This is a genomic window from Herbidospora sakaeratensis, from assembly GCF_001570525.1.
Taxonomy (GTDB): domain Bacteria; phylum Actinomycetota; class Actinomycetes; order Streptosporangiales; family Streptosporangiaceae; genus Herbidospora; species Herbidospora sakaeratensis.
On record NZ_BBXC01000007.1, the window covers coordinates 666,020 to 692,631 of the forward strand.

The 26,612-nt window shown below is 69.5% G+C and carries 19 protein-coding genes; 9 read left to right on the forward strand and 10 right to left on the reverse strand.

The genetic code is table 11. The features are described from left to right. Nucleotides 1-73 precede the first annotated feature (73 nt). Nucleotides 74-799 (reverse strand): DUF2470 domain-containing protein, encoded by a 726-nt coding sequence (locus tag AW271_RS02775; protein ID WP_062331192.1) that lies wholly within the window; start codon nt 797-799, stop codon nt 74-76. Nucleotides 800-870: 71 nt separating this feature from the next. On the opposite strand from AW271_RS02775, the gene rpsD reads away from it, so the two are divergent. Together rpsD and AW271_RS02785 are read left to right on the forward strand one after the other, a co-directional pair. Further along, on the forward strand, nt 871-1,485 hold the full coding sequence (gene rpsD / locus AW271_RS02780) for a 30S ribosomal protein S4 (protein WP_062333003.1): 615 nt from the start codon (nt 871-873) through the stop codon (nt 1,483-1,485). 104 nt (nt 1,486-1,589) lie between these two features. Continuing rightward, nucleotides 1,590-2,348 carry an ion transporter gene (locus AW271_RS02785; protein WP_062331195.1) on the forward strand — a complete coding sequence of 253 codons (759 nt, stop codon included), beginning with the start codon at nt 1,590-1,592 and terminating at the stop codon, nt 2,346-2,348. On the opposite strand, the gene AW271_RS02790 is transcribed toward AW271_RS02785, so the two are convergent. The 6 genes from AW271_RS02790 to AW271_RS02815 all read right to left on the reverse strand — a co-directional run bounded on the left by AW271_RS02790 (nt 2,314) and on the right by AW271_RS02815 (nt 8,748). Further along, nucleotides 2,314-3,498 carry a low temperature requirement protein A gene (locus AW271_RS02790; RefSeq protein ID WP_062331197.1) on the reverse strand — a complete coding sequence of 395 codons (1,185 nt, stop codon included), beginning with the start codon at nt 3,496-3,498 and terminating at the stop codon, nt 2,314-2,316. The genes AW271_RS02785 and AW271_RS02790 overlap by 35 nt on opposite strands. A gap of 95 nt (nt 3,499-3,593) precedes the next feature. After that, the gene (locus tag AW271_RS02795) at nt 3,594-4,151 is read right to left on the reverse strand and encodes a P-loop nucleotide/nucleoside kinase family protein (RefSeq protein ID WP_062331200.1); all 558 of its coding nucleotides are present in this window, start codon (nt 4,149-4,151) and stop codon (nt 3,594-3,596) included. Further along, nucleotides 4,148-4,399 (reverse strand): hypothetical protein, encoded by a 252-nt coding sequence (locus tag AW271_RS02800; RefSeq protein ID WP_439648957.1) that lies wholly within the window; start codon nt 4,397-4,399, stop codon nt 4,148-4,150. Before AW271_RS02800 ends, AW271_RS02795 begins: the two co-directional genes overlap by 4 nt. After that, nucleotides 4,396-5,757 (reverse strand): S8 family serine peptidase, encoded by a 1,362-nt coding sequence (locus tag AW271_RS02805; RefSeq protein ID WP_062331206.1) that lies wholly within the window; start codon nt 5,755-5,757, stop codon nt 4,396-4,398. The genes AW271_RS02800 and AW271_RS02805 overlap by 4 nt, the downstream gene beginning before the upstream one ends. A gap of 128 nt (nt 5,758-5,885) precedes the next feature. Beyond that, on the reverse strand, nt 5,886-7,325 hold the full coding sequence (locus tag AW271_RS02810; RefSeq protein ID WP_245652899.1) for a DUF2079 domain-containing protein: 1,440 nt from the start codon (nt 7,323-7,325) through the stop codon (nt 5,886-5,888). 139 nt (nt 7,326-7,464) lie between these two features. Further along, entirely contained in the window at nt 7,465-8,748 is a 1,284-nt protein-coding gene (locus tag AW271_RS02815) for an ROK family transcriptional regulator (RefSeq protein WP_218007924.1), read from the reverse strand. Nucleotides 8,749-9,123: 375 nt separating this feature from the next. On the opposite strand from AW271_RS02815, the gene AW271_RS02820 reads away from it, so the two are divergent. The 5 genes from AW271_RS02820 to AW271_RS02835 all read left to right on the forward strand — a co-directional run bounded on the left by AW271_RS02820 (nt 9,124) and on the right by AW271_RS02835 (nt 19,951). Beyond that, nucleotides 9,124-12,339: a carbohydrate-binding protein gene (locus AW271_RS02820; protein ID WP_062331211.1), complete on the forward strand. Its 3,216-nt coding sequence runs from the start codon at nt 9,124-9,126 to the stop codon at nt 12,337-12,339. Between the two features lie 8 nt (nt 12,340-12,347). After that, nucleotides 12,348-14,438, forward strand: a complete 2,091-nt coding sequence (locus tag AW271_RS38200) for a ThuA domain-containing protein (protein ID WP_083975989.1) — start codon at nt 12,348-12,350, stop codon at nt 14,436-14,438. A 289-nt stretch (nt 14,439-14,727) separates the two neighbouring features. Continuing rightward, a complete protein-coding gene (locus AW271_RS39380) occupies nt 14,728-15,114 on the forward strand; it encodes a hypothetical protein (RefSeq protein ID WP_157553869.1) in 387 nt (128 codons plus the stop codon). Nucleotides 15,115-15,272: 158 nt separating this feature from the next. Then, nucleotides 15,273-19,340 carry a LamG-like jellyroll fold domain-containing protein gene (locus AW271_RS02830; protein WP_169806265.1) on the forward strand — a complete coding sequence of 1,356 codons (4,068 nt, stop codon included), beginning with the start codon at nt 15,273-15,275 and terminating at the stop codon, nt 19,338-19,340. Nucleotides 19,341-19,357: 17 nt separating this feature from the next. After that, nucleotides 19,358-19,951, forward strand: coding sequence for a DUF6461 domain-containing protein (locus tag AW271_RS02835; protein ID WP_062331217.1), 594 nt, complete (start codon nt 19,358-19,360; stop codon nt 19,949-19,951). Nucleotides 19,952-19,998: 47 nt separating this feature from the next. On the opposite strand, the gene AW271_RS02840 is transcribed toward AW271_RS02835, so the two are convergent. Continuing rightward, nucleotides 19,999-21,768, reverse strand: a complete 1,770-nt coding sequence (locus tag AW271_RS02840) for an LCP family protein (RefSeq protein ID WP_245652900.1) — start codon at nt 21,766-21,768, stop codon at nt 19,999-20,001. A 219-nt stretch (nt 21,769-21,987) separates the two neighbouring features. Beyond that, a complete protein-coding gene (locus AW271_RS02845; RefSeq protein WP_062331223.1) occupies nt 21,988-22,989 on the reverse strand; it encodes a neutral zinc metallopeptidase in 1,002 nt (333 codons plus the stop codon). 345 nt (nt 22,990-23,334) lie between these two features. Between AW271_RS02845 and AW271_RS02850 the strand changes: the two genes are divergently transcribed. Continuing rightward, the gene (locus AW271_RS02850; protein ID WP_062331225.1) at nt 23,335-24,204 is read left to right on the forward strand and encodes a LysR family transcriptional regulator; all 870 of its coding nucleotides are present in this window, start codon (nt 23,335-23,337) and stop codon (nt 24,202-24,204) included. Between the two features lie 133 nt (nt 24,205-24,337). Next, nucleotides 24,338-25,180 carry a dihydropteroate synthase gene (gene folP / locus AW271_RS02855; RefSeq protein WP_062331228.1) on the forward strand — a complete coding sequence of 281 codons (843 nt, stop codon included), beginning with the start codon at nt 24,338-24,340 and terminating at the stop codon, nt 25,178-25,180. Here folP and AW271_RS02860 read toward each other — a convergent pair. Next, the gene (locus AW271_RS02860) at nt 25,152-26,573 is read right to left on the reverse strand and encodes a pyridoxal phosphate-dependent decarboxylase family protein (protein WP_245652901.1); all 1,422 of its coding nucleotides are present in this window, start codon (nt 26,571-26,573) and stop codon (nt 25,152-25,154) included. The genes folP and AW271_RS02860 overlap by 29 nt on opposite strands. Between the last annotated feature and the right edge of the window lie 39 nt (nt 26,574-26,612).

The following is a 26,612-nucleotide window of genomic DNA, read 5'->3' on the forward strand; positions in this document are numbered from 1 at the left end:
CGGGGACGACCCCCGAACCCCCGCACCCTCCGGGACCACCCGATCACCCTGATCGTGTGACGATCAGCCTTTCTCAGTGGGCGCAGACCAGGCAGGCCAGCGCGTGCTCCAGCGCCTCCGGGCTCTGGGCCGGTGACGGCCACGGCATCCGGACCAGCCGGTCCTGCCCCGCTCTGACCGTCGCGCCGTAGCGGTCGAGTTCCCACAACCACGCGTCCGGGGCCGGTTCGCCCATAAGGCGTTCCACGGCGGCCACCAGTTGGGCCCGGTGTGCCGAGTTCACGTGGTGGAGCATGCGTTCGGCCTGGTCGAGGAAGGGGTCGGGGTCGGCGTCCAGGTAGTCGTCGGAGTCGAGGATGCCCGACTCCGTGCCCGTCAGGTACACGACGTCGGCCACGTCCAGCCGCAGCAGGCGCGGGGCCCGGCCGGTGTTCTCGATGACGGCGAACAGGTCCTCGTCGGGGCAGCGCTCGGCGATGGCGACGGCCGTCTCGCGGACCTCGTGGCCGGGGACCGTGGAGGCCCAGCCGCGGATCTTCAGCATGCCCCGGGCGCGTTCGGTCCCGCCCATGGTGCGGGTGGCGACCAGGTCGACGGTGACGGCCAGGTCGTCGCGGCAGCCGTACAGGGCCTCGTCGGGTTTGACCAGCAGGACCGGGCGGCCCTTGGCGTCGACGCCGCCGCGGGCGGGGAGCGCCGTCAGCTCGGAACCGGCCACCGCGACGTGCGTGGGCGTCGCCGTCGCGGCCAGGGTGCGGACGCGTTCGGTGATCGGGGGAGCCGAGACGGGCTGGGTCATCGTGACTCTCCTTCAGTCTGTTAAGGTAAGGCTTACCTTAGCAAGGGTTACCTAACCACAGAGGAGTGCACGTGCGCTACACGGGTCCGAAGGTGCGGTTGTCGCGGCGGGCGGGCGTCCCGCTGACCCGCAAGGCCGTGAAGTACTTCGAAGCGCGGCCCTACCCGCCCGGGGAGCACGGCCGGAAGACCAACCGCCGCAACGTCGGCGACTACGGCATGCGGCTGATGGAGAAGCAGAAGCTGCGCTGGTACTACGACGTGTCCGAGCGCCAGCTGCGCCGCTACTGGGACCTGGCCGTGCGCCGCCCCGGCCGCGCCGGCGAGGAACTGATCGCCATCCTGGAGACCCGCCTGGCCTCGGTCGTGCTCCGCTCGGGCCTGGCCCCGTCGATCTACGCCGCCCGCCAGTACGTCAACCACGGTCACATCACCGTCGACGGCCGCAAGGTCGACATCCCCAGCTACCTCGTCAAGCCCGGCCAGGTCATCGGCGTGCGGGCCAAATCGCGGCAGCTGCAGCCGTTCGTCGCCGCCGCCGAGGGGATCTACGCCGACGAGCGCCCGGCCGCCTTCCTCTCGATCGACCTCAAGGAGCTCACGGTCACCCTGCTGCAGAAGCCGGTCCGCGAGCAGATCGCCCTCCCCGTCGACGAGCAGCTCGTCGTGGAACACTACTCTCGGTAGCCTTTGGCCCGGGATCGCCGTATTTCCCGGGGTCCCCGGGGATTCGTTCGACCGCGATTACGCTCGCCTGCTGTTCCTGTTCGCTTCCCCCGGGGGCAAAAACGGTGCGCGAGCGTGTCCGGTACATCATCGAGTCCAAGCGGTTCCAGCAGGCGATCATCGCCGTCATCCTGATCAACTCGGCCGCCCTCGGCGTGGAGACCTCCGCCGACGCGATGGCCCGCTACGGCGACCTCCTCCACATGATCGACCGCGTCTCCCTGGCCATCTTCGTCGTGGAACTGGCCGCGCGGCTCTACGTCCAGCGCGGCCGGTTCCCGCGCGACCCGTGGAACGTCTTCGACTCCATCGTCGTGGCGGTCTCGCTCATGCCGGCCGCCGGCGGGCTGACCGTCCTGCGGTCGCTGCGGGTGCTGCGGGCGCTCCGGCTGGTCTCGGCGGTGCCGAGCCTGCGCCGGGTGGTGTCCGCGCTGCTCACCGCCGTTCCCGGCGTCGCCTCGATCGCGGCCCTGCTCGGGCTGGTCCTGTACGTCGCCGCGGTCATGGGCACCCGCATGTACGGCCACGTCGCCCCCGACTACTTCGGGAACCTGCAGACGTCGTTGTTCACCCTGTTCCAGATCATGACCGGCGACGGCTGGTCGGACATCACCCGCCAGGTCATGACGGTCTACCCGTCGGCCTGGATCTTCTTCGTGTGCTTCGTCCTCATCTGCACCTTCGTCGTGGTGAACCTGTTCATCGCGGTCGTGGTGAGCGCCATGGACGAGGAGGAGGTCGAGGTCAGCGAGCGCATCCTGGCCGAACTGGCCGAGCTCAGAGAAGAGGTCAGGTCGCTGCGCGAGCCCGCAGGCGCGCCGTGATCTGCGGGAACCAGACCTGCCATCCGGCGACCGCGAGCAGGCCGAGCACCAGCCCCCAGCCGGGGAGCGGCAGCAGCCCCAACACCGCCGGACCGAGCACGGCGGGCAGCGTCCACCCGAGCAGCCAGCCGATCCTGGCCTTCGAGGCGGCCGCGACGATGCCCGACGTGAGGAAGTAGACGATCGTCCCGCCGCAGAGGGTCCACTTCACCGCCTCCTCCAGGTGGCCCTCCGGGTGGGCGACCAGCGCCCCGAGCCCGGCGGCGACGGCCGCGATCCCCGCGGTCATCGCGAAGTGGCTCGGCAGCGTGACCTTCGCCTTCATCTCCTGTACTGGGGCCGCCGACGCCCCGTACCGGAGAGTGAGCCACCAGAAGCAGACGAGCAGCCCGAACCCCGCCATCGCCGACACGGCCAGCGGGCGGGTCCACTCGATCTCCGAGGTGGCCAGCACGACCTGCATGACCGCCTCGCCCAGCACGATGATCACGAACAGCCCGAGCCGCTCGGCGAGGTGGTCGCCGTCGACCCGCGCGGGCTGCGGCAACGTGAACGGCCGCCGCCTGAGGCCGCGCGCCTCCTCCCGCTTCCGGTGCTCCTCGAACCGCTTGGTGATCCGGCTGAGCTGCTGCTCACTGTCACCGCCGCGCAGGAACGAGAAGACCAGGTCGAGCGCGATGCCGACGCCCCACAACCAGTAGCGGTTCACCGGCTCGTGCGCCCAGATCGAGATCACCCACGGGATCAGCCCGGCGCCGTTCTGCGCGGCGGGCCAGCCGCCGAAGAACGTATTGGTGGAGCCCCAGGTGGAGGTGGCCAGCAGGCGGCAGTAGACGTAGGCGATCGCGAACGCGGTCCCGTGTTCCCCGGTTGCCTCCGGCACCGACGCGGCCATGACCGCGATCCCGAACATCGCCGCCAGCATCGCCCGCTGCCGGGTCTTCGGCCCGGCGACGTTGGCGTAGAGGGTGAAGGAGGTCCAGACGCTCCAGATGGCGTAGTAGAGCCCCAGGAACAGCAGCACCCGCTGGACGTCGAGGGGATGCTCCGGCGTGGGATGCAGGATGTGGGCCAGCTGCGCGACGGCCACCACGATGATCAGGTCGAAGAACAGCTCAAGCCAGCTGGCATGGCGCTCGGCCGATTCCATCTCAGACACGCACAGGAATGTACGCGTTGCGCGCTCCGCCACATAACCGGCCAGGGGCGGTGCGGCGGAACGCCACGGCGGTGCCCGGCGTCGGTTCAGGCGATTCCGAGCCGTTCCAGCTGGCGTTCCATCGGTTCGGCCCCCGGGCGGTTGTCGATCTCCACGTGATCCACGACGGGCGGCTCGTCGACCTTGATCGCTCTGATGTAGTCGCCGAAGGCGGCCAGTTTGCCGCGATCCCGCTCCAGCCCCCGGGCGACGATGCGCTCGCGCAGGGTCGCCGCGTCGGAGCGGACCCAGAGCAGCCTGATGTCGCCGCCGCCGAGTTCCTCGGCCCATTCGTCCCAGCGGGTCTTCGAGTGGACCTGGCCGGTGAAGGGGCCGCTCAGCAGGACGGGCGTGCCGTGCCGCCGGATCTCCCGGGCGGTGGCGGTCATGCCCGCGTATTCGTGCCTCTTGATGTGCTCGTCGTACCAGGGACCCTCGCGCTCGCCCTCGTCTCGCCCGGCGGCGGCCAGGATCGCGCTGACCATTCCGCCGTACATGGTGTCCTTGTCGAGCAGGGCGGGCACCGGGTCGAGGCGGGCCAGCAGGAGCTCACCCAGAGTGGTCTTGCCGCTCCCGGGCGGGCCCGCCACGATCCAGCAGGTCATCGGTCCTTCCTGGGCGGCCCCATCGGCTCGATCTTCGGATCGGCCCACGGGCCGTCCATCGCCTCCGGGGTCGCCGTCAGCCGGTGGGCGGCCATGGCGCTGACCCGCAGGCCGTAGAGGCCGTGGTCGGGGTCGATCGCCACGACGCCGTAGCCGACGTCGACTTCTTCCTTTTTCAGCCGCAGTTCGCGCAGCGCCATGTCCAGGGTGGCGCCGCGTGGCAGCCGTACCGTGATCAGAACCATCACGCAACAACTCCGGTCGCCCTGGCATGCAGGGCCTCGACGATGCCGGGCACGTTCACGACTCCGTATCCGTAGTCGTAGTCATACCCCAGCACACCACGATCATCGGCACTTCTCATCAGCAAAGTCCTCAAATCGGACGGTGAGAGCACCGTGGACGGCACCCGCGACCGGATCGCCGCCACGACCCCGGCCGCGACCGGGCAGGCCGCGCTGGTGCCGGAGTCGGGCTCGCCGGGCCCGAACGCCCCCGACCCGGCGAAATGGGTGTAGGCCGCCAGGTCGGGTTTGCGGTCGGCCAGGCGGCCGGGGCCCTGCGAGGAGTAGCCGACCCGCTCGCCGGTCACGTCGACCCCGGCCACCGACAACACCGCCGGGTGGGAGTTGGCCCCGGTGATCGGCTGGTCGGGGTAGGCGCAGCGGCCGTCGGGGCACTCGCGCCCGCAGTTCCCGGCCGCGAACAGGATGTCGGCCCCCGCGGCGGCCAGCGAGCCGACGATCAGGTTGAACGGGTGGGCGGGGTTGTCGGAGTAGTTGCCGGGGTGGCCGGGCGGGAAGTCCCAGTCGGGGGAGAAGGAGCCCCAGCTGTTGGTGACCACGAGGGCCCGCGACTCGGCGGGCTGGGCGTCGAGGACGGTGCGCAGGTGGGCGAAGGCGGCCATCGCGTCGGACAGCAGGCCGTCGAGCGCCGAACCGCCGGGACGGCGCGACAGCAGCACCGGGATGTCGATCACCGACGCCTTCGGAGCCGCCAGAAGCGCGTCGAAGGCGCACATCGTGCCGTGGTCGACGTCGAACTCGCCCGGCCGGCCGGACACGCCGTCGGGCGACCAGCTGCGCTCCCGGTCGAGGACGAAGTCGCCGCCCAGCGCGTTCGACACGTGGCGCTGGTTCACCCCGGTGTCGGTGACGGCCAGGGCGACGCCGGAGCCGTCGTACCCCTCGGCGTGGAGCCGTTCGACGGCGAGCAGCCGGCGCACGTCGCGCCACCCGCCGACGGGGCCGTCGCCGCCACAGGTGAGGGAGGTCTGGATGACCGGGTCGGCGTAGACGCCGACCACCCCGCCCCGGCCGGGCAGCAGGGCCAGCCGGGTCGACACCTCGTCGTCGGCGATCTCGCCCCGGACCAGCACCGAGGCGTCGCGGGGCGCCATCGAGAAGATCAGCGGCTGGTTCAGCGACAGCGGGTCGCCGCCCGCGCGGGCGGGCAGCGGCCGGGGCACCGCGACGGGGGTGAACGTGGGGTCGAGCAGCACGCCGGGCAGCCCGTTGACGACGTCGGCCGCGGTGGCCGTCACCGCGGGATCGGCGACCGCGGCGACCACGTCGGGGGCAGGGCGAAGCTGGACGAGCACGCGCATGGGGGGTTCCATCCGGTCAGCGGGACGCGACGCCCACCAATCTCGCGTACGCCCGTCACCCGGTCCACCGGACGAACTACGGCCAATCCACTCCGTACCCGCCGATACCTCCGCAGTGGTACGACGATCTAACTTCCCGGCTTGTGCAGCACGACGAAGCCGTCGCGCTCGAACACCACCATGTAGCCTGCCGCCCGGCGCTCCTCGACCGACTTCTTCGCGTCGTCGACCGACCCCCACGGCCACGCCCACTGCCCGAGGTCGGCCAGCACCCACGGGGCGCCGCGCGGGGTCGGCTCCCAGACCAGCACGGTCGTCCGGTGGGTCAGCATCGGGCCCATGTGGTTGGGCGCCTCGACCACCACGCCGTCGGGGATCACGGCCATCGCCTGGTACGCCGCCGCCGCGCGGTCATGGGGCTGGTAGAAGCCGGGGTCGGCGAGCTGGTCGAAGGCGAACCGGGGGACCTGCGTCAGCCCGGCGACGGCCACCGAGGCCGCCCACGCGATCACCGCGATCCGCTTGGCCTCCTCGCCGGTCACGCGTCTGCGCAGCCGGGTCGCGCCGTCGACCCCGGCGCAGAAGACGATCGCCACGACGAAGGCGTTGTAGTGGTAGTCGGTCGACCACCACAGGCTGTTCTCGGAGACGAGCCGCTCCAGCACCATCGGCGCGGCCGCCAGCACCAGCGGCGAGAACAGGCACAGGAACAGGGTCAGCCAGCAGAGCAGCACCAGGGTGTCGATCTTGCCGGCGTCGCCGAACACCAGATGGAGGGTGTTGAGGGGGTCGCTGACCAGCTTCCCCACCGCCGCCGGGAGCGAGTCGCCGAGGTGGGTGTAGCGCCAGTGGTTGTCGTTGGAGCCCCCCGCCCACGGGATCAGCACCCCCCGGATCAGCGCCAGCGCGCCGAGGCCCATCACGGCCACGATCGCGCCGTCGAGCCGCCGCCGGGTCAGCGCGAGCGCCGCGCCGAAGCCGATCAGCATCAGCCCCATGTCCTCCTTGACCAGCAGCAGCCCGAACGCCGCCAGGTAGGCGGGCAACCGCCGGCCCCGGTCGAAGCGCTCGATCATGATCGCGCTCAGCACCGGGACGAACATGACCTCGTGGACGTCGAAGTTGACCGCCTGCGCCACCGGGAACGACACCGCGTACGCCCCCGACACCAGGTAGGCCGCCACGACCCCCAGCCGCCTGCGGGCGTACAACCACAGGAACGGGATCGCCGCGGCGAACAGGGCCGCCTGGCAGATGATCAGGGTGCGCGGGCTGTCGTGGATCGCGTAGAAGGGCGCGAGCAGCGCGTAGACGGGGGAGAAGTGGTCGGCCAGCTGGAGGAAGTCGAGCCCGTAGCCCTTCTGCACGCCGACCGAGGGGGCGTGGGGCAGCCCGAACGAGGCGTAGCCGCGCACCGCCTGGTCGACGATCACGAGGTCGAAAATGGTGGCCCGGAACGTCCCTAATCTCACCAGGCCGAGCACCGCGTAGGTCACCGCCGACACCCAGGCCAGTGACCAGACGCCGATGCGATGAGGGGTCAGATGGCGGGTGAGCGGGAGGAACACCCTCACATCGTCCCAGAACCCGGGAAAGGAAAAGCCCGTCCGCCTGGCCTCCGGGTGGCACATCCCCGTGGCGCCGAGGTCGGCGAGGTCGGCGCCACGAAGAACCGGAAAGCCAGGCGAACGGGAGTCTGGGGTCGCGTCAGGCCAGGGTGCTCAGAGTGGTGGGCGGTATCTCCACAGTGGTCGGATTGGCCAGGACGCGGTCGACCACGACCCCGGCCGCGCCGCGCGAGGCGGCGCCGAAGCCCAGGTCGGAGGCGACGAAGGTGCAGCGGGCGACGGAGCCGGTGACCCCCAGGCGGGCGAGTTCCGCCTGGGCGCGCGGGAGGATGTGCCCTTCCAGCCGCGCGAAGAAGCCGCCGACGACGATGACCCGGGGGTTGAAGAGCCGGACGAGGGTGGCGGAGCCGCGGCCCAGCCAGCGGCCGACCTCCGCCAGGGCGTGGTCGACCTGGGGATCGCCCGCCGCCAGGCGGCGCTCGATCTCGCTCAGGCGTTCCTCGGGGTCGCGGACGATGCCGTCGCGCACCCCGTAGGCGTGGTCGGGGGTGACCATGCGGACCAGCGCGGCCAGCCCGACCTTGGTCTCCCAGCAGCCGATGCGGCCGCAGCCGCAGCGCTCGCCGGAGGAGTCGACCATGACGTGGCCCACTTCGCCGGCGAAGCCGTCGGCGCCGCCGAGGAGGCGTCCGCCGGCGATGATGCCGCCGCCGACGCCGACCTCACCGGTCAGGTAGACCATGTCGGCCGATCCGGCGGCCACGCCGTTGGTGAACTCGGCCAGCGCCGCCAGGTTGGCGTCGTTGGCGACGGTGACGGGGACGCCGGGGGCGACCTCCCAGAGGCGCTCGGCGACGGGGACGCCGTACCAGCCGAGGTTCGGGGCGACGTGGACGACCCCGTTGGTGCCATCTATGAGGCCGGGCACGGCGACCGTTATCCCGGCCACCCGCACGCCCAGCATGTGGAGCTCGGCTATCGCGTCGCGGGCCACCCGGGCCAGTTCGTCGAGCGACTGCTCGGGCTCGCAGCCCATCGCGTCGAACCCGACGCGGCGGTCGACCAGGACGCGGCCCGCCAGGTCGGTGGCGAAGGCGGCGATGTAGTCGACGTTGATCTCGAGGCCCAGGGCGCCGACGCCCGCGCCGTCGAGGGCCAGGGCGAGGCCGGGACGGCCGACGGAGCCGGCGTGCTGCGGGCCGATCTCGCGGATCAGGCCACGGGCTCGTAACTCCCCGACGAGGCTGGTGACGGTCGCCTTGTTCAGCCCGGTCTCGGCGGCGACCGCCGAGCGCGAGCGGGGGCCGTGCTCCTGGAGGTGACGCAGGACGAGCGACAGGTTGGACCGGCGGATCATGGTCTGATCGACGGGCACGCCCGTGGAGCCGTTCCTGCCCAGCGCGGGCCCTGAGGTTAGTCGCACGTCTTGCTTCCCGTCGGTCTGCTTGCGGCCGTTCGTCTCGAATTAATTTGCATGCCTCGCCGAATTAAATGTCCTGGACGCATGTGCCACAAGTGTCGAACCGCTTCGCCTTGCATTACAGTTTCGTAACACGGAACTCTGGCCCGTTCCGTAGACTCCCGGGTCTGTACACGGGGATGACAGGTGTGTTAGAAATCGGTAAATTCCGCCAGCTGTTACGCAAAAGTTAGACGGAATGACGCATGGCGATGACGTGGCACCGTCATCGATTTGCATCAGCATGACCCCGATTTACCTGTTGTACCCCGGGCACAAGCGCGGCGGCGCGCGCCTTGCCTGACTGAATCCCCAGGTCAGGAAAGGATCACCCCCTACATGTCTCGACCTCACCGGTTACGGGCGTTAGCCGCCCTGACCACGCTCCTGGTGACGATGGGCGTCGTCGTGGCGCCTCCCAGTGCCCACGCGGCGGACATCCCGGCCTCGGACTATCAGCAAGTCGCGCTCGCCACCGGACCTGGCGAGCTCGGTGAGGCGATGTCCCTGGCGGTGCTGCCGAACCGTTCCGTGCTGCACACCGCGCGCGGCGGCCAGGTCAGGATCACCGACGTCAACGGCAACACCTCTCTGGCGGGCACGCTCAACGTGTACACGCACGACGAGGAGGGCCTGCAGGGCGTGGCGGTCGACCCGAACTTCGCCACCAACCGGCACGTCTGGCTCTACTACTCGCCCCGGCTGAGCACCCCCAACGGCGACGCGCCGACGACGGGCACCCAGACCGACTGGAACACCTGGAAGGGGCAGTTCTACCTGTCCCGGTTCACGCTGACCACGGGCAACACCCTCGACATGGCCAGCGAAGTGATCGTGCTGCGGGTCGACAACGACCGCGGCCAGTGTTGCCACGCCGGCGGTGACATCGACTTCGACGCGCAGGGGAACCTCTACCTGACCACGGGCGACGACACCAACCCGTTCGAGTCGAACAGCTACACCCCGATCGACGAGCGCACCAACCGCAACCCGCAGTTCGACGCGCAGCGCTCCTCGGGCAACACCAACGACCTGCGCGGCAAGGTGCTCCGCATCAAGCCGCAGACGAACGGGACGTACACGATCCCGACGGGCAACCTGTTCGCGCCGGGCACGGCCGGCACCCGTCCCGAGATCTACGCGATGGGCCTGCGCAACCCGTTCAGGATGAGCGTCGACAAGGCCACCGGCATCGTCTACCTGGGCGACTACGGCCCCGACGCCGGCGGCGCCGACGCCAACCGCGGCCCCGGCGGCCAGGTCGAGTTCAACCGCATCACCTCGGCGGGCAACTACGGCTGGCCCTACTGCACCGGCAACAACACCACGGCCGAGACCTACAACGAGTACACGTTCCCGAGCGGCCCGTCGCAGGCCAAGTACAACTGCGCGGGGCAGCCGACCAACAACTCCTTCCGCAACACCGGCCTGCAGACCCTCCCGCAGCCGCGCCCGGCCTGGATCCGCTACGGCGGCGAGGCCGGCAGCCCGCCGGAGTTCGGCGGCGGCTCGGAGTCGCCGATGGGCGGCCCGGTCTACCGGTACGACCCGAACAACACCTCCCCGGTCAAGTTCCCGCAGTCGCTCGACGGCCGCTTCTTCGCCGGCGAGTACGGCCGCCGCTGGATCAAGGCCATCGCGGTGACCTCCTCGGGCGGCGTGGGCGAGATCAGCGGCTTCCCGTGGACCGGCACCCAGGTCATGGACATGGCCTTCGGCCCCGACGGCGCCCTGTACGTGCTCGACTACGGCACCGGCTCGGGCAACCAGGCCCTCTACCGCATCGAGTACATCGGCGGCGCGAACCGCAACCCGATCGCCAAGGCCGCGGCCACCCCGACCTCCGGCGTCGCCCCGCTCGCGGTGACCTTCTCCTCGGCGGGCTCGTCCGACCCCGAGGGCTCGGCGCTCACCTACGCGTGGAACTTCGGCGACGGCACCACCTCCACGGCCGCCAACCCGTCGAAGACCTACACCGCCAACGGCACCTACAACGTGACCCTGACGGTCCGCGACAGCGGCGGCCTGACCGGCTCGGCGAACGTGACGATCACGGTCGGCAACACCGCCCCGACGGTCAACCTGCAGACCCCGCTGAGCGGCGCGTTGTTCAACTTCGGCGACACGATCCCGTACACGATCTCGGTCAGCGACCCGCAGGACGGCACGATCAACTGCGCCCGGGTGAAGTTCACCTACTTCCTCGGCCACGACAGCCACTCGCACCAGATCACCTCCAAGGACGGCTGCTCCGGCACCATCACCGTGCCGACCGACGGTGAGCACGACGCCGCGGCCAACATCTACGGCGTCTTCACCGCCGAGTACACCGACAACGGCGGCCTGACCACCACGGTCACCCGCACCCTGCAGCCCCGGCACCGCCAGGGCGAGCACTGGGGCGCCCAGAACGGCGTCCAGGTCGCCACGCACGCCGCCGCCGAAGGCGGCACCACGGTCGGGTTCGTCGACAACAACGACTGGGTCTCCTTCACCCCGTACAACCTGACGGGCGCCACCTCGTTCGTCGCCCGGGTCTCCTCCGGCGGCGTCGGCGGCACCCTGGAAGTGCGCGCGGGCTCGGCGACCGGCACCCTGCTGGGCACCGCCACGGTGGCCAACACCGGCAGCTGGGACACCTTCACCAACGTCACGGCCAACCTGTCGAACGTGCCGACCGCGACGACCACGCTGTTCCTGGTCTTCAAGGGCGTCACCGGCCAGGGCAACCTGTTCGACCTCGACGCGTTCACCGTCAACGGCGGCACGGGCAACCCGCCCGCCGGGACCATCGAGGGCGAGGCGTTCACGTCGAACTCCGGCGTCCAGACCGCGGCCCACGCCGCCGCCTCCGGCGGCCTGACCGTCGGCTACATCGACAACGGCGACTGGGCCGGCTACTCGAACGTCAGCACCTCGGGCAAGACCTCGTTCACCGCCCGGGTCTCCTCCGGCGGCCCCGGCGGCACCATCACGATCCGCTCGGGCAGCCAGACCGGCGCGGTCCTCGGCACCGTCGCGGTGCCGAACACCGGCAGCTTCGACACCTTCCAGAACGTCTCCACGACGCTCAACGGGAACGGCACCGGCGCGCTGTTCCTCACCTTCACCGGCGGCTCGGGCGCGCTGTTCGACATCGACACCTTCTCGCTCGGCAGCACCCCGCCGCCGACCACGACGGTGGAGGGCGAGGCGTTCACGTCCACCTCGGGCGTGCAGGTCGCCACCCACACCCCGGCGAGCGGCGGCCTGACCGCCGGGCACATCGAGAACGGCGACTGGGCCGCCTACAACCAGGTCACCGTGAACGGCGCCACCCGCATCACGGTCCGCTACTCCTCGGCCGGTCCCGGCGGGACCATCGAGGTGCGGGCCGGGTCGGCGACCGGCACGGTGCTCGGCACCCTCGCGATCCCGAACACCGGCGGCTGGGAGACCTTCGCGTCGGCGTCGGCGAACCTGACGGCCGGCTCGGCGACGGGCCAGGTCGTGCTCCGGTTCACCGGCGGCTCGGGCGCCCTCTTCGACGTCGACACCTTCACCATCCAGAAGTGAGGCGGGACATGAAGCGCACCATCCTCGGCGCGATCGCCGCGGCGGCCGTCGCCGCGACGACGCTGACGCCGACGGCGGCGCACGCCGCCGACCCGGCCTACCAGGTGCTCGTCTTCTCCAAGACGGCGGGCTTCCGGCACGACTCGATCCCGCAGGGCATCGCGGCGATCCAGGCCATCGGCTCGGCCAACAACTTCACCGTGACCGCGACGGAGGACGCCGCCGCGTTCACCGCCGGCAACCTGGCCAACTACAAGGCCGTCGTCTTCCTGAGCACCACGGGCGACGTGCTGAACGCCAGCCAGCAGACCGCGTTCGAGAACTACATAAACGGCGGCGGCGGCTACGTGGGCGTGCACGCCGCGGCCGACACCGAGTACGACTGGGCCTACTACGGCAACCTGGTCGGCGCCTGGTTCCAGAGCCACCCGGCCATCCAGACGGCCACCATCCGCACCGAGGACCGCGCCCACGCGGCCACCGCCCACCTGGGCGGCACCTGGTCGCGGTCTGACGAATGGTATTCGTACCGCACGAACCCGAGAAACAGCGCGAAGATCCTGCAAAATCTCGACGAATCGAGTTACTCGGGTGGCGGGATGGGCGACCATCCGATCACCTGGTGCAAGAACGTGAACAACGGCCGGAGCTTCTACACCGGCCTCGGTCACACGCAGGCAACATACGGCGAGGCGAACTTCCGCACGCTGCTGCTCGGCGGCATCCGGTACGCGGCCGGCTGGGCCAAGCAGGACTGCCGCGTCGAGACCGGCTACACGCCGATCTACAACGGCTCCACCACCGGCTGGTCGCAGGCCGGACCGGGCAGCTTCACCAACTCCGACGCCACGCTCAAGTCGGTCGGCGGCATGGGCCTGCTGTGGTACTCCGCCAAGGAGTACGGCTCGTACTCGCTGAAGCTCGACTGGAAGATGGACGGCGACGACAACTCCGGCATCTTCGTCGGCTTCCCGAGCTCGACCGACGTGAACTCGGCCGTCAACAACGGCTACGAGATCCAGATCGACGCCACCGACACCGCCGACAAGACGACGGGCTCGATCTACGGCTTCAAGTCGGCCGACGTCGCCGCCCGCGACGCCGCCCTCAACCCCCCGGGCGAGTGGAACGGCTACGAGATCCTCGTCGAGGGCGAGCGGCTGCGCGTCTACCTGAACGGCCGCCTGATCAACGACTTCACCAACACCGTGGCCAACCGGTCGCTCGCCCAGGGCTACATCGGCATCCAGAACCACGGCACCGGTGACGACGTGTCGTTCCGCAACATCCGCATCAAGGAGCTGAACGGCAACCCGCCGCAGCAGCCGGCCACGATCGAGGCCGAGTCGTACACCTCGAACTCCGGGGTGCAGCCCGCCGGGCACGCCACCGCCAGCGGCGGCACCACCGTCGGCTACATCGACAACGGCGACTGGGTCGGCTACGCCAACTTCTCCACCGCGGGCAAGAACAGCTTCTCCGCGCGGGTCTCCTCGGGCGGCCCCGGCGGCACCATCACGATCCGGGCGGGCTCCCAGACCGGCACGGTGCTGGGCACGGTCAACGTGCCGAACACCGGCAGCTGGGACACCTTCCAGACCGTCACCACGTCGCTGAACAGCAACGCCTCCGGCCCGCTGTTCCTCACCTTCAGCGGCGGCTCCGGCGCCCTGCTCGACGTCGACACCATCACCCTGACCACCGGCACCACGCCGACGCAGACCACGGTCCAGGGCGAGGCGGCCACGTCGCAGTCGGGCACCCAGATCGCCGCCCACGGCCCCGCCGTCGGCGGCCAGACCCTCGGCCACATCGACAACGGCGACTGGGCCGGCTACAACCAGGTCACCGCCAACGGGGCGACCCGCATCACGGTGCGCTACTCCTCGGCCGGACCGGGCGGCCAGATCCAGGTCCGCGCGGGCTCGGCGACCGGCACCCAGATCGGGACGGTGACGATCCCGAACACCGGCAGCTGGGACACCTTCCAGTCCGTGTCGGCGAACCTGACGAGCTCGGCCTCCGGGGCGATCTTCCTGAGGTTCACGGGCGGCTCGGGCTCCCTGTTCGACGTCGACCAGTTCGTCCTGGAGAAGTAGTCCAGGAGGGTTCGGGAAGCCCCGGCGCCGCTGTGCGGCACCGGGGCTTTCCCTTTTCCGGTATCGCTCCGCTTGGCCCATTTGGGTGGCTATCCGGCAAAGAAGGCGTCAGGGGATTATCTGTCCACAATTGGACATATCTGACAATTGACCCATTAGATGGCAAATCTTAAGATCAACCCTGACTTGATCTTCCCCTCCCCCATGAAGGTGCCCTTGAGCAGGGATTTTGGTCGTCGTATCTACCCCTACAGCTCTCATACTGGTTGCGGCTCTCCTGCCCGCTCCGGTGTTCGCCGAGCCGGACCCCGCCCCCGCGATCACGTCCGCCAACTCTCCCGCCTCGCCGCCCGATCCGATGGCGGAGGCGAAACGGCGCAATACCCGTGTCGAGGTCGAGAATCTGAGAACAGAGGCGTCCACCACGTACGCCAACCCTGATGGCAAGACCATGCGTACCGAGTTGCACGCGAAGCCCATCCGCGTCAAGCGAGACGGCGCCTGGCAGCCGATCGACACCACGCTGGTCGTGGACGGTGACGCCGTTCGCCCCCGAGCGACGGCATCCAAGCTGAAGCTTTCCAATGGGCGGAACAACCGTCTCCTCGGCCCTGAGGGGGCAGCGGCCGCCCACCAGACAGGAGCCGTCTCGAACTGCCGGACGGCTTTGCGCTGACCGCCGGGACCCGGTCCGGCACCTTGTCTCTGACGGCGAAGGACGGAACGCGGATCCCAATCCCGCAGGCGTTGATGGAAGACGCCAGGACCGCTGTTTCCGATCTCGGTAGGACCGGAAGCGCGGCCTTATCCGTGAGACAGGCGGACGGCCGGACCGTGCTGACGCTCCAGCCGGACCCGGGGTTCTTGGCCGACCCTTCCGTTGCCTTTCCGGTGACCGTCAACGCGCTGGCCACGGACTGGTGGGAGGCCGCGCATGTCACCGACACCTTCGTGAACAACGCTGACTACACCGAAAGCTGGAATAATTTCAATCTCGACCGCATCTTGGTCGGCAAGTCGAACAGCGGCTCGGTCACGTGGCGGAGCTTCATCCGCTTCGAAAACATCCCCAGTGACTCGCCGCTCAGAGGCGGGCGCGTCCAGAACGCCGACCTCACGCTGTGGAATCACCTGTCCAGCGGGTGCGGGGACTCCGTGGGCTCGGGCGTCACCGTCCGCCGGATCACTTCAGAGTGGGATGAACTCACCCTGCGCTGGGCCGCGCAGCCGTCAGTGACGAGCACAGGCGCGATCACCGAGTATCCCGGTTACAGTCCCGACTGCACCGGTGGTGCGTCCAGTTGGGCCGGCAAGGAGTGGGACCTCGCCTACTCGGTCAATGCGATCGTCCAGGCGTGGGCGAGCGGTGAGTCGAACTATGGTTTCCAGCTCACTTCGGGAAACGAGAGCGACAGCAAGAACTGGCGCCGCTTCCGCACCCGCGAGTACTGGGGATGCGCACCGCCGCCCGCGCAGAGCTGTCTGGGCACCCCCCACGAACCGCTGCTCACCGTCGACTACGAGCCCTCCAAAACGGAGGAAATAGAGATCGCCTACGAGCGTGACGGATTTCCCGACGATCAACTTCCCACCTACGAGGAACTCCTGGCCAACCAGATCCCGCAGAACGCGACGCTTCCGGTGGAAGACCCGATCTCGCTGGAGGAGGCCGCCGACATCCAGGAGAACTCTCCGCAGACGGAAGAGATCGGCCCCGACATGCTGCCGGTCGAGGACCTACCGCCGGACGAGCCACCCGGCGAACCCGACACGACCGGTCCCTCTGTGATCGCCACGGTGCCCACTGACGCGGCGACGATGGTCAGGACCTCAACCGCCATCGCCGCCTTCTTCACGGAGAAGATAAGCGGCCCGCAGATTGTCATGCGGGACGCAGACGGTACGTCCGTGTCAGGAGAGGTGAGTGTCAGCCCGTCGGGAGAGCGCGTCGACTTCATCCTTTCCGCGCCGTTGGAGGCGGACACCACTTACGTGGTCGAGCTCAGTGGCGCGCAGGACGTGGCGGGACTCCCGATGGAACCGACGTCGTGGTCGTTCACGACCGCGCCACCGGACACGACACCGCCCACGGTCACGGAGGTGACCCCTGCCGACGCCGCCATCGGTGTCGCGCCGGCGACAGAGGTGACGGCGACCTTCAGCGAGAGCGTGTCCGACGCTCAGATTGCCGTCACCGGTTCGGGACAGACGCAGGTGGTGGGCACGGTTGCCATGGACGAGGCCGGGACGGTCCTGACGTTCGCTCCCGGGCAGCCGCTGCTGCCGGACACCATGTATTCCGTCGTGGTGAGCGGGGCCAAAGACGCCGCCGGCAACGTCATGGCTGAGCCGCGCACATGGTCGTTCCGCACTCTGGCCAACGACGGCGACCTTTCCGCAGTGGCTCACTGGCGGTTCGACGAGAACACCGGCACGGTCGCAAGAGATGTGTCCGGACATGGTGCCGACGCCACGGTCGCGCCCGGTGCCTCGTGGACCTCGGGTCAGTTGGGCTCCGCCCTGACCAGGAGCGGAAACGGCAGCCTCGCCACGGTGTCGCGGCCGCTGCTCCGGACCGACGAGAGCTACACGGTCTCCGGCTGGGTGAAGCTGAGCGACACCAACGCCTGGCATCAGGTCGGCGGCCAGCAAGGGACCAACCGGTCGCCCTTCTATCTCGGTATCGATCCCGACACCGACGATCTGATCTTCGTCGTGTACACCGCCGACTCAACCGTCTGGAACGGCATCGGCGCCTACTCCGGGGTGGACGCTCCCGTCGGACAGTGGATCCATCTCGCAGGTGTGTACAACAAGGCCGCAGGTTCGATCGCGCTCTACCTCAACGGCAACCTGATCAAGACGACGACGGGCGTTCCCCCACTGTGGCACGCACCGAGCAACACGACCTTGGGCCCGCTCAGCGGTGGTCTCGACGACGTGCGCATGTACCAGCGGGCCCTGTCGGCCACACAGATTCGCAGCGTTTACAGCCTGCGCGGCCACTGGACGTTCGACGAAGCGGCCGGAACCTCGCTGGCCGACGCTTCTGGTCTTCGGAACACCGGCACTCTGAACGCCGACGGAGTGACCAGGACGACCGGCAAATTCGGCGGCGGAGCCCGCAGAATCGGCGGAGGCACGATCGGGTCCACTGCCGGGCCGGTGGTGCGCACCGACCAGAGCTTCACGATGACGGCCTGGGTCAAGCTTGAGGAACCGGCCGGTCACTGGAGCTTCGGTAAACAGAACGGAGTGAACAGAGCGGCCTTCGCCCTGGGCATGAGCCAGACCTCGCGCGACCTCATCTTCACCGTCTACAGCGCCGACTCGGTCGAATGGAGCGGCATCCAGGCTTACAACGGCACCGACGCGCCGACCGGGCAGTGGTTCCACGCCGCGGGTGTGTACGACAGGGCGGCAGGGTCGATATCGCTCTATCTCAACGGGACGTTGCTCAGGCGAGTCACCGGTGTGCCTGCCCTGTGGAACGCGAACGGTGCGATGATCATCGGTGACAGTATGAACGGGACCCTCGATGAGGTCCGCCTGTATCAAGCGGCGCTCCCGGCGGCCGACATCGCGGCCCTGGCCACGGCGACGACCTCGGCGAAGACCGCGCCTGCGCAATCGTCCGGCGAGCGATCGGCGTTGTCAGAGGGGGCCGCGGTCGCAGCAGCTCGAACCGGTCCCTGGCCGACGTGGCCCACCAAACGGATCGAGCTCTCCAAGTGCTGGGACAACAACATGGCCAACTCTCGTGGCTCCTATCCGCACGGATGGATCCGCGACTCCTACAACTGGTGTTCTGTTCGCACGGTTGGTAAGTCGAGAGCCAGAAAGGTCGAGTACTGGTGCGGTTGCCTCTTCAACGGTGAATGGGGGTGGACGACGAAGGTCGAGGTCACAGCGAAACTGGAGTTCCTGTTCAGCGTCGCCGGGCACACCTTCGCGGGCGGGCAGAGGGGTGGCGCGAGCGCCGGATTGGATCCGAACAACGGGAACATCAACAGCCGGACCATCAAGATGTGGGCCCGGGTCGACCAGATCAAGACAAAGGGGCCGATGGCTTCGGTGTACTTCTCGGACGCCACCGATCTGACGGTCAATATCGGAGCCGGAGCGCCGGCCGGGATGAACTGTTCGTCATCGAATGGGGGTGCGCGGAAGTCCACCCTCGGCGAATGGCGAACCAACCCTCAGCAGTACTTCGAGTGGGTTTCGCACGCCTCGCAGAGCATGGGACCACAAAAACTGAGCATCTGTACATTCACGCCGACGCTGGCACTGGGTATACAGGCGGGCGCGGCCAATCCGTACATCTCAACGAAGATGCTCGATACACCGATCAGGTGCGACACGTCGGACACGATCACCGTCTACTATGGAGGATGCGTTTTCGCTGAGTTCACGCCGACGCACAAGCCGCATCTGATCTGGGACATAGACGGTGACGGAGACACCGAGATGAATGAGTCGGCCGATCTGATCAGAAGGGCGCTGGAAGAGCCTGACGAAACGTTTCCGCGGAAGGACGGGAAGAAGATAATCCCGGGTGAGCGTGGGGTCGGTCCTCTCCATCGCTCCTTCAGCACCTCGCGGGAACAGAGTAATCGCGCTAAGTCCGTGCAGTACTGCGCCGGCATTCTGGAGCATTTCGGTGGAATTCCGTCACCTAAGGGACGAGACTGCGACGAATATCCGTTCGCGTCCACGCATGAGGGCTCCAAGGACTCCGGGGCGAACATGAATGTCGCCGTCGACTTCATCCTCGCTGGCCACAACCGGAGCGTGGGGTCCAACCTGAAAACCTTCTGGTATGCCTATCGCGTCCTAGGTCAAGATCCGTGGGGTAATGACGAACCCCACGCGTTCACCCGGTTCTACCTCAAAGCCCCCTGAAAAAGTAGGGAATTACCGTGACGGCAGATCTCGAAGAGCATTATCGGAGCGTAGTCAAAAGCCTCGATCCGTCATTGGCTGACGGCACCATCACCTGGTGCCGGTTCGCAAGCCTGGCGGACCTGGTGGCCGCGCTTCCTGTCGACCCGGCCAACACTGTGCCGCAGACACTTTCCGAAGCCTTCGGTCAATCCCTCAACCGGGTGTCGACGACCGGGCGGGGAGGGATCCTGCTCATCGGCGAGCTGGACGGATGGTTTCTGCTGATGGAACCCAACGACTGGAACTCGGCCGACCGTATCGCCGAACTGTCACGTGACGCGGAGGCTGTTTCGCTGGTCATCGGGGACACACTGGGGCATTACAACCTCTACTACGCCCGCGACGGTGAGGAGGTGTGCCGGTTCCGATGGGGCGGTCCTCCTGAAGGGGAACCGCCGTCCCTCGCGGAGGGTCTCTCCCTGGAGACACCGCTCGACTTCGACGTGTGGAAGGCGCGCGCCTTCGTACTGGCGGAGCGTGTCACCGGAGTCAGGTTGACCACCGAGTGGCTGGCCGCAGAACACACCGCTCATCGGTCGGGCAGACGATTCTCTGGCGGAAACCGCTAGCCGAAGGTCCCCCGGGGGAGAGACTCCCGGGGGGCCTTCGCGTCACGCTAGAAGCCGCAGAGTTCGGCCAGCGACTGGTCCTCCGTCGCCTGGGAGTTCGGCGTCGGCGTCAGGGTCGGCTTGGCCGCCGTCGGGGTCGGGCTCGGGTCGGGGGCCGAGGCGGCCGGGTTGGGGCCGCTCGGGGAGGCCGTCACGCCCGCCTGGACGGGGGCCGCCACGCCGTTGGACTTGCGGATGGCCGTGGCGACCATCTTCTTGATCTTCTCCCAGTCGGCGCTGCCCGGCCAGATCTGCGGGGGCACGAACTGGGTGCTGGTGATCTTGGCGTCCTTCACCTTCATGCCGAGCGTCACCAGGTGCTCCAGCAGGGGGCGCGGGATGTCGGTGCGGAACAGCCGCTTCGCCGCCTGGACGATCTTCGTGAAGTTGGCCAGCACGACCGGGGGCGACGCCTGCTGGGCCAGCGCGCCGATGACGCAGCGCTGGCGGCCCATGCGGGAGAAGTCGTCGCTGCCGACGCGGGAGCGGCCGTACCAGAGCACCTGCTCGCCGTTCAGGACGCGTTTGCCCGCCTTGATGGTGCCCGCCGTGCCGTAGACGCCGCCGTACTTGATGTCGCTCTGTACGTTGATCTCCAGGCCGCCGATGGCGTCCACGAGGGCGGCGAAGCCGTACATGTCGACCATGGCGTAGTAGTCGACGTGGAGGCCCAGCGTGGTGCTGATGGCGTCCTTCAGGGCGGCCGGGCCGCGCACGCCCAGGTTGGGGTAGTCCTCGGCGTACTGCCAGACCTCGTTCAGCAGGCCGCCGTTGGGCAGTTCGGCGCGGAAGCCGCTCGGGAACTGCCTGTTGAGCGGGCTGTTCTTGCTGAAGTGCACGTGCTGGAGGTTGCGCGGCAGCGCGAACAGGATCGTGTTGCCGGTCTGCACGTTGACGCTGGCCACCTGCATCGAGTCGGTGCGCACGCCCTGCCGGTTGCCGGCCGCGTCGCCGCCGATGAGCAGGAAGTTCACCCGCTTCTTGCCGTTCCACGGATCGGCGGCCTTGATGGGCACCGCCTGCGGGTCGCCCGCGTCGTGGTCGGAGGGGAAGTTCTCCAGCAGGTCCTGCGCCGCGTTCACCGTCGTCGCGGCGAACGCGAACGGCGCCATGACGGCCACGCACAACGCCCCGACCACGACGCCCGACACGATCTGGCCCCGTTGCGGCAGCCGGTCGGGCTGCAGCGAGACGTAGGACATCAGCACCAGCCCGAACCACGCCAGCGCGAGCACCGCCGAGCCGACCAGGACGGTCGTCAGCGTGCTCTCGCGGACGGCCGAGCCGACGTCGCCGAGGATGCCGATGCCGAACACGACGGCCGCCACGAGGACGACGCCGAACGTGCCGAGGAAGGCGTAGCCCGCCTTGCGGCGTCCGCTGCGCAGGTGCGCCGCGCCGGGCACGATCGCCGACAGGGCGGTCCAGCCGATGACGCCGCCGGTGGTCAGCGGGCGGCCGAACTTCGGCGCCCGCCCGCCCTTCGCGGGGCCGCGCGGCGGCAGGGGAGCGGGTTTGCGGGGCGGACCCGGCCGGGTCACCTCGTCGTCGGCGATCCGCTGCTCGGCGGGCGGGCCCTGCACGGCGGGGGGCGGCGTGAACTGCGGCCCCCCGGACTTCGGCGGGGCGCCCGAGTGCACCATCGTGTCGGGCCGGACGGAGGCCGCCGGTCCGGCGTTCTTGGGGACCGGGTCGGGCTGCGGCCCGGCGGTCTTGGGGATGGCGGCGAAGGATCCGGTCTGCGGTGGTTCCGACGGGCCAGAGGGCTCTGCGGGCATTTGCTGTTCTTCGTAGGTTTCGTCGGCTACTCCGCCGGGGAAGTCCTCGGACGACTTCTGGGGGCGCTTACGGGTGCGTCTCTGACGTGACTCGTCATTCGCGGCTCCCCCACGACCCATGGTCGACCGCTCCTCTGCTCGTTGTTGCCCGTGCGATGCCCAGGGATTCTAGCCCTCAAATCTGGACAACACTGAACACATCCGGAAAGAAGGCCTTGTCTAGGAGACGGCCTTCGCGGGCATCGCCCACGTGTTGCACTGGTACGCCTGCTGCTTCTGCCACCCCTGCCGGAACCACACGCCGTTGTTCGGCGGGGAACCGTGGTCGCGCGGCCATCCCGGGTGGTCGCCGAGGCTGCCCCAGAATGCGAACAGGTCGTCGCGCCGCGCCGCCGGAACCGGATAGCTCGCCGCGACGGCGCGCATGAACATGCCGGCGAAACAGTTCGCCTGGAGTTCGAGCCGGCGGCTCAGCGCCAGCCGCCGGCTCTCCGACCCGGAGGCCAGGCTGCGCTCCCAGCGGGCCTGCGACAGGCCGGTGAGCTGCTGGACGTGGTGGCCGTACTCGTGGCCCATCATCGCCGTGAAGGCGCCGTGCCACGACGACATCCGCGCGTAGCCGACCGACTCGCCGTTGCCGTTCGCCATGGCCTTGGTCGAGGCGTACACCGACATGGTGCGCGGGCAGTAGTAGGGCGCCGCGCTGTTCGCCTGCGGGAAGTCGCCGCACGGCCCCCGGCCCTTGCCCGACGCGACGACCCACTTGGGCGGCTCGAACGGGATGCCGACCTTCTCCAGCGTGGTCCGCCAGGCCCGGTCCATGCACTTGGCCGTCTTGAGGATGTGCGCCTTGATCTGCCGGTGGTCGAACACGTTCGCCCGCCCGCCCGGACAGCGGGTGCGCGGCAGCGCGCCGGCCGTGTAGACCGTGTTCTCCTTCAGCGACGTGTTGAGCGGCGCCCGCTGCTCCTTTACGGGCCGGCGCTCGCCCCGCTGCGGTTCGCGCACCGTCCGGCTCCCGTCGCCCGACGACGTGACGACCGCGTCCTCGGCGCCCGACCGGTCGGCGGCCGCCGCGCCGAGCACGACCACCACGAACCCCACGGCGGCCAGCCCGAGGACGCCCCCGATGATCGGCCCCGCGCTCGACTTCCGCCGGGGCTGCCAGTGGACCGGCATCTGCCGGGGCGGCCCGTAGGGCCCGGCGGGCGCCGGGCGCATCCCGGGTGGAAAGTGCGGCTGAGGCCCCGGATGCCCTGTACCGGCCTGCGGCATCGGGGGCGCCATCGGGGGCGCCATCGGGGGCGAAGGCGGGGCCGGGGCAGGGGGCGCAGGGTACCCCGGTAACGGCTGCCGTGGGCCGCCTGGACCGTATGGGTGACGCCCGGGAGCCGGCGGATACGGCTGCCCCATCTCTTCGACCCCCTTGGTTGGAGATTGGGCAGAACAATACTGATTTCACACTCGTCACGGATGTAGCACCGATCGCGCACGGCGGGTAATCATCCGAGGTGATCTCTGCGATGTTCCGGATTCGGACGGCTCGTCTGCCCTAGCGTCTTTGGCATGAATCTGCAACAGCTCCGCTATGTGGTAGCCACCGCAGAGCACCGCACCATGACCGACGCCGCACGGTCCCTCTACATCGCGCAGCCCGCGTTATCCCGCGCGATCCGGGACCTCGAACGGGAACTCGGCATGACCCTCTTCGCGCGTTCCGGGCGGGGAGTGGTCGTGACCGCGCAGGGGCGGCGGGTCGTCAAGCTCGCCCGGGAGGCGCTCGACGCCGTCCGGGAGATCGAGGCGCTGGCGACCCAGTCGCACACGGCGGGAGCCGAACTGCGCATCGCGTCGACGCCGAGCCTCGAACCGGGGCTCGCGGGTCGCCTGCTGCCCGCCTACGTGGCGGAGCATCCGGGCATCCGCGTGCACATCGTCCGCTGCGACGGGCGGGACAGCGTCGTCACCGCCGTCCGCGAGCAGCGGGCCGACCTCGGGCTGACCGACCTGCCGGTGCCCACCGACCTGGTCAGCCATCCGCTGGAGCGGCAGGAGATCGTGCTGATCTCGCCGCCCGGTCTCGACCTGCCCGATCCGGTGCCGATGAGCAGGCTCAACGGCATGCGGCTGGTGCTGCCCGGCCAGGGCAGCCCGCGCCGCCGGGAGTTCGACCAGATCTTCGCCTCGTACGGCGTCCGACCCATCCCCGCGCTGGAGTCGGACGAACGGGCCAAGTGGCTGCCCGCCGTACGCGAGGGTCAGGCCTCGCTCCTGTGGTATCGCGGCATGGCCGAGCAGGCGGCCCGCGCCGGCCTGGTCGTGCGGTCGCTCGACCCCGCCCCCAGGAAGATCATCGCGATCGTGCACGCCCGCAAACGGCTGCCCGCGACCGCGCAGGACTTCGTGACCCTGGCAGAAGGAGGATCCGCCGCTTAAACGCTTGGACCGTTCCAAATCCGACTTGTCGGATTCGGGGCCGGATCTGTGGGGGCACTTCTGGATCGGCCATTTCCCGAAGCGTTCCCTCGTCCGGCGGTCGCGCGGAGGGCGCGGAGTAGGCTCGCTGACGATGTCTACTCTGCGCCTTCGTGGCCGTACGTTCGGGCCCGGCGACCACGCGATCATGGCCGTGGTCAACCGCACGCCCGACTCCTTCTACGACCGGGGCGCGACCTACGGCTTCGCCGCCGCCCTCGACGCCGCCAGCCGCCAGATCGAGGCGGGGGCCGACATCGTCGACATCGGCGGCGTGAAGGCCGGGCCGGGCGACGACGTCGGCGTGGCGGAGGAGATCCGCCGGGTCGCCGACCTCGTGGCGGCGGTCCGCGACCGGCACCCCTCGGTGATCATCAGCGTCGACACCTGGCGCGCCGAGGTCGGCGAGGTCGTCGCCGCCGCCGGCGCCGACCTGCTCAACGACACGTGGGGCGGCGTCGACCCCCGGCTGGCCGACGTGGCCGCCGAGCACGGCATCGGCCTGGTCTGCGCGCACGCCGGACGCGTCGAGCCGCGCACCCGCCCCCATCGGATCGCCTACGACGACGTGGTGGGCGACGTGGTGGCGTACACGACCGACCTCGCCGAGAAGGCGCTCGCCGCGGGGGTGTCGCGGGACCGCATCCTGATCGACCCCGCCCACGACTTCGGCAAGAACACCTACCACTCCCTGGAGCTCAGCCGCCGCCTCGACGAGATGGTCGCGACCGGCTGGCCGGTGCTGGTGGCCGTCTCGAACAAGGACTTTGTTGGCGAGACCCTCGGCGGCCTGCCCGTCGACCGGCGGCACGCGGGCACCCTCGCGACCCTGGCCATCTCGGCCGCCCAGGGCGCCCGGGTCTTCCGCGTCCACGACGCCGCCTCGGCCCGCACGGTCCTCGACGTGGTCAGCCGTAGATCACCGACAGGAACCTGACCAGGATCGCCTCGCGGGTCTTCGCGGGCAGCGCGTCGAGGACCGCGTTGACGGCGGCCATCTCCGGCTGGTCGCGGGAGGTCAGGTCGATGCCGACCGAGGCGGCCAGCTCCACGAAGGTCGGGTCGTCGAGTTCGTCGAGGTTCAGCGAGGCGATCAGCTCCGGCAGGCCCTCCGGAACCACCGCCGGGCCGCGCTCGCGGGCGGCCTGGGCCGACTCGGCGATGACGGCGAGCATCGCGTCGACCCGCTCCAGGGTCACGCCGGTGACGGTGATGTGGAGGTTCGCCGGGATGCCGGCGTAGGAGAGCTGCGGCTGGAGGAACCAGCCGCGCCTGCGGGCCTCGTCGGCCAGCACGAACACGTCGACCTCGGGGGAGCCCGCGATGGCCACCAGGGCGGCCTGCGGGTCGCCCAGCACGCGCAGGCCGGGGATCTTCGCCGCGCCCTCGGCGATCCGGCGGGTGGCCTCCAGGGTGGTGCGGCCCAGTTCGAGGTAGCCCTCGCGGCCCAGCGCGTGCAGGGTGCCCCACGCGCCGCCGAGCGGGCCGGCCGACCGGGAGCTCTGCACGGTCGCGTTGATGATCGTGTAGCCGGGCCAGGCGGCCGAGGCGAAGTAGGCGGCGCGGCGCAGCGCGGCGTCCTTGAACAGCAGCACGGAGGCGCCCTTGGGGGCGTACCCGAACTTGTGCAGGTCGCAGGAGATCGAGGTGACGCCCGGCACCGACAGGTCGAACGGCGGCACCTCGGCCCCGGCCTCCCGCAACCACGGCAGCAGCCAGCCCCCGACGCAGGCGTCGACGTGGCAGGGCACGCCCCGCGCGGCGGCCAGCGCCGCGACCTCGGCGACCGGGTCGATCACGCCCTGCGGGTAGGAGGGGGCCGAGACCACCACGAGCACGGTCCGCTCGGTCATGGCCGCCTCGACGCCCGCCGGGTCGACGGTGAACGTGGCGAGGTCGACGGGCACGGCGACCACCTCGACGCCGAGGTAGTGCCCGGCCTTGTGGAACGCCGGATGCGCGGTGACCGGCACGACCATCTGCGGCCGGTCGATCTTCGCGGCGTCGCGGGCCGCCTTCACCGCCAGCATGATCGACTCGGTGCCGCCGCTGGTGAAGATGCCCGGCGCGCCGGGTTGCCCCAGTTCGGCGGCGACGGCGCCGACGACGTCCTTCTCCAGGGCGACCATGCTCGGGAACGCGGTCGGGTCGAGCATGTTGACCTCGAGCATGCCCGCGTACGCCGCCGCGCCCGCCTCGTGCACCTCGGGGCGGCCGGTGTCGTACACGTAGGCGGTGACCGTGCCGCCGCGCACCGGGAGATCGGACCCCTGCGCCTCGGCCAGGCGGGCGAGCAGTTCCTCGGCGGTCACGCCGTGGTGGGGGAGCACCGTGACATCTCCTGACATACGTTGACGACTCCGATCACT

Bases quoted from the DNA above. Each gene is read 5' to 3' on its own strand.
- AW271_RS02775 (WP_062331192.1), bottom strand. From the start codon at position 799: ATGACCCAGCCCGTCTCGGCTCCCCCGATCACCGAACGCGTCCGCACC.
- AW271_RS02790 (WP_062331197.1), bottom strand. From the start codon at position 3,498: ATGGAATCGGCCGAGCGCCATGCCAGCTGGCTTGAGCTGTTCTTCGAC.
- AW271_RS02795 (WP_062331200.1), bottom strand. From the start codon at position 4,151: ATGACCTGCTGGATCGTGGCGGGCCCGCCCGGGAGCGGCAAGACCACT.
- AW271_RS02805 (WP_062331206.1), bottom strand. From the start codon at position 5,757: ATGCGCGTGCTCGTCCAGCTTCGCCCTGCCCCCGACGTGGTCGCCGCG.
- AW271_RS02820 (WP_062331211.1), top strand. From the start codon at position 9,124: ATGTCTCGACCTCACCGGTTACGGGCGTTAGCCGCCCTGACCACGCTC.
- AW271_RS38200 (WP_083975989.1), top strand. From the start codon at position 12,348: ATGAAGCGCACCATCCTCGGCGCGATCGCCGCGGCGGCCGTCGCCGCG.
- AW271_RS02840 (WP_245652900.1), bottom strand. From the start codon at position 21,768: ATGCCCGCAGAGCCCTCTGGCCCGTCGGAACCACCGCAGACCGGATCC.
- AW271_RS02845 (WP_062331223.1), bottom strand. From the start codon at position 22,989: ATGCGCCCGGCGCCCGCCGGGCCCTACGGGCCGCCCCGGCAGATGCCG.
- AW271_RS02850 (WP_062331225.1), top strand. From the start codon at position 23,335: ATGAATCTGCAACAGCTCCGCTATGTGGTAGCCACCGCAGAGCACCGC.
- folP (WP_062331228.1), top strand. From the start codon at position 24,338: ATGTCTACTCTGCGCCTTCGTGGCCGTACGTTCGGGCCCGGCGACCAC.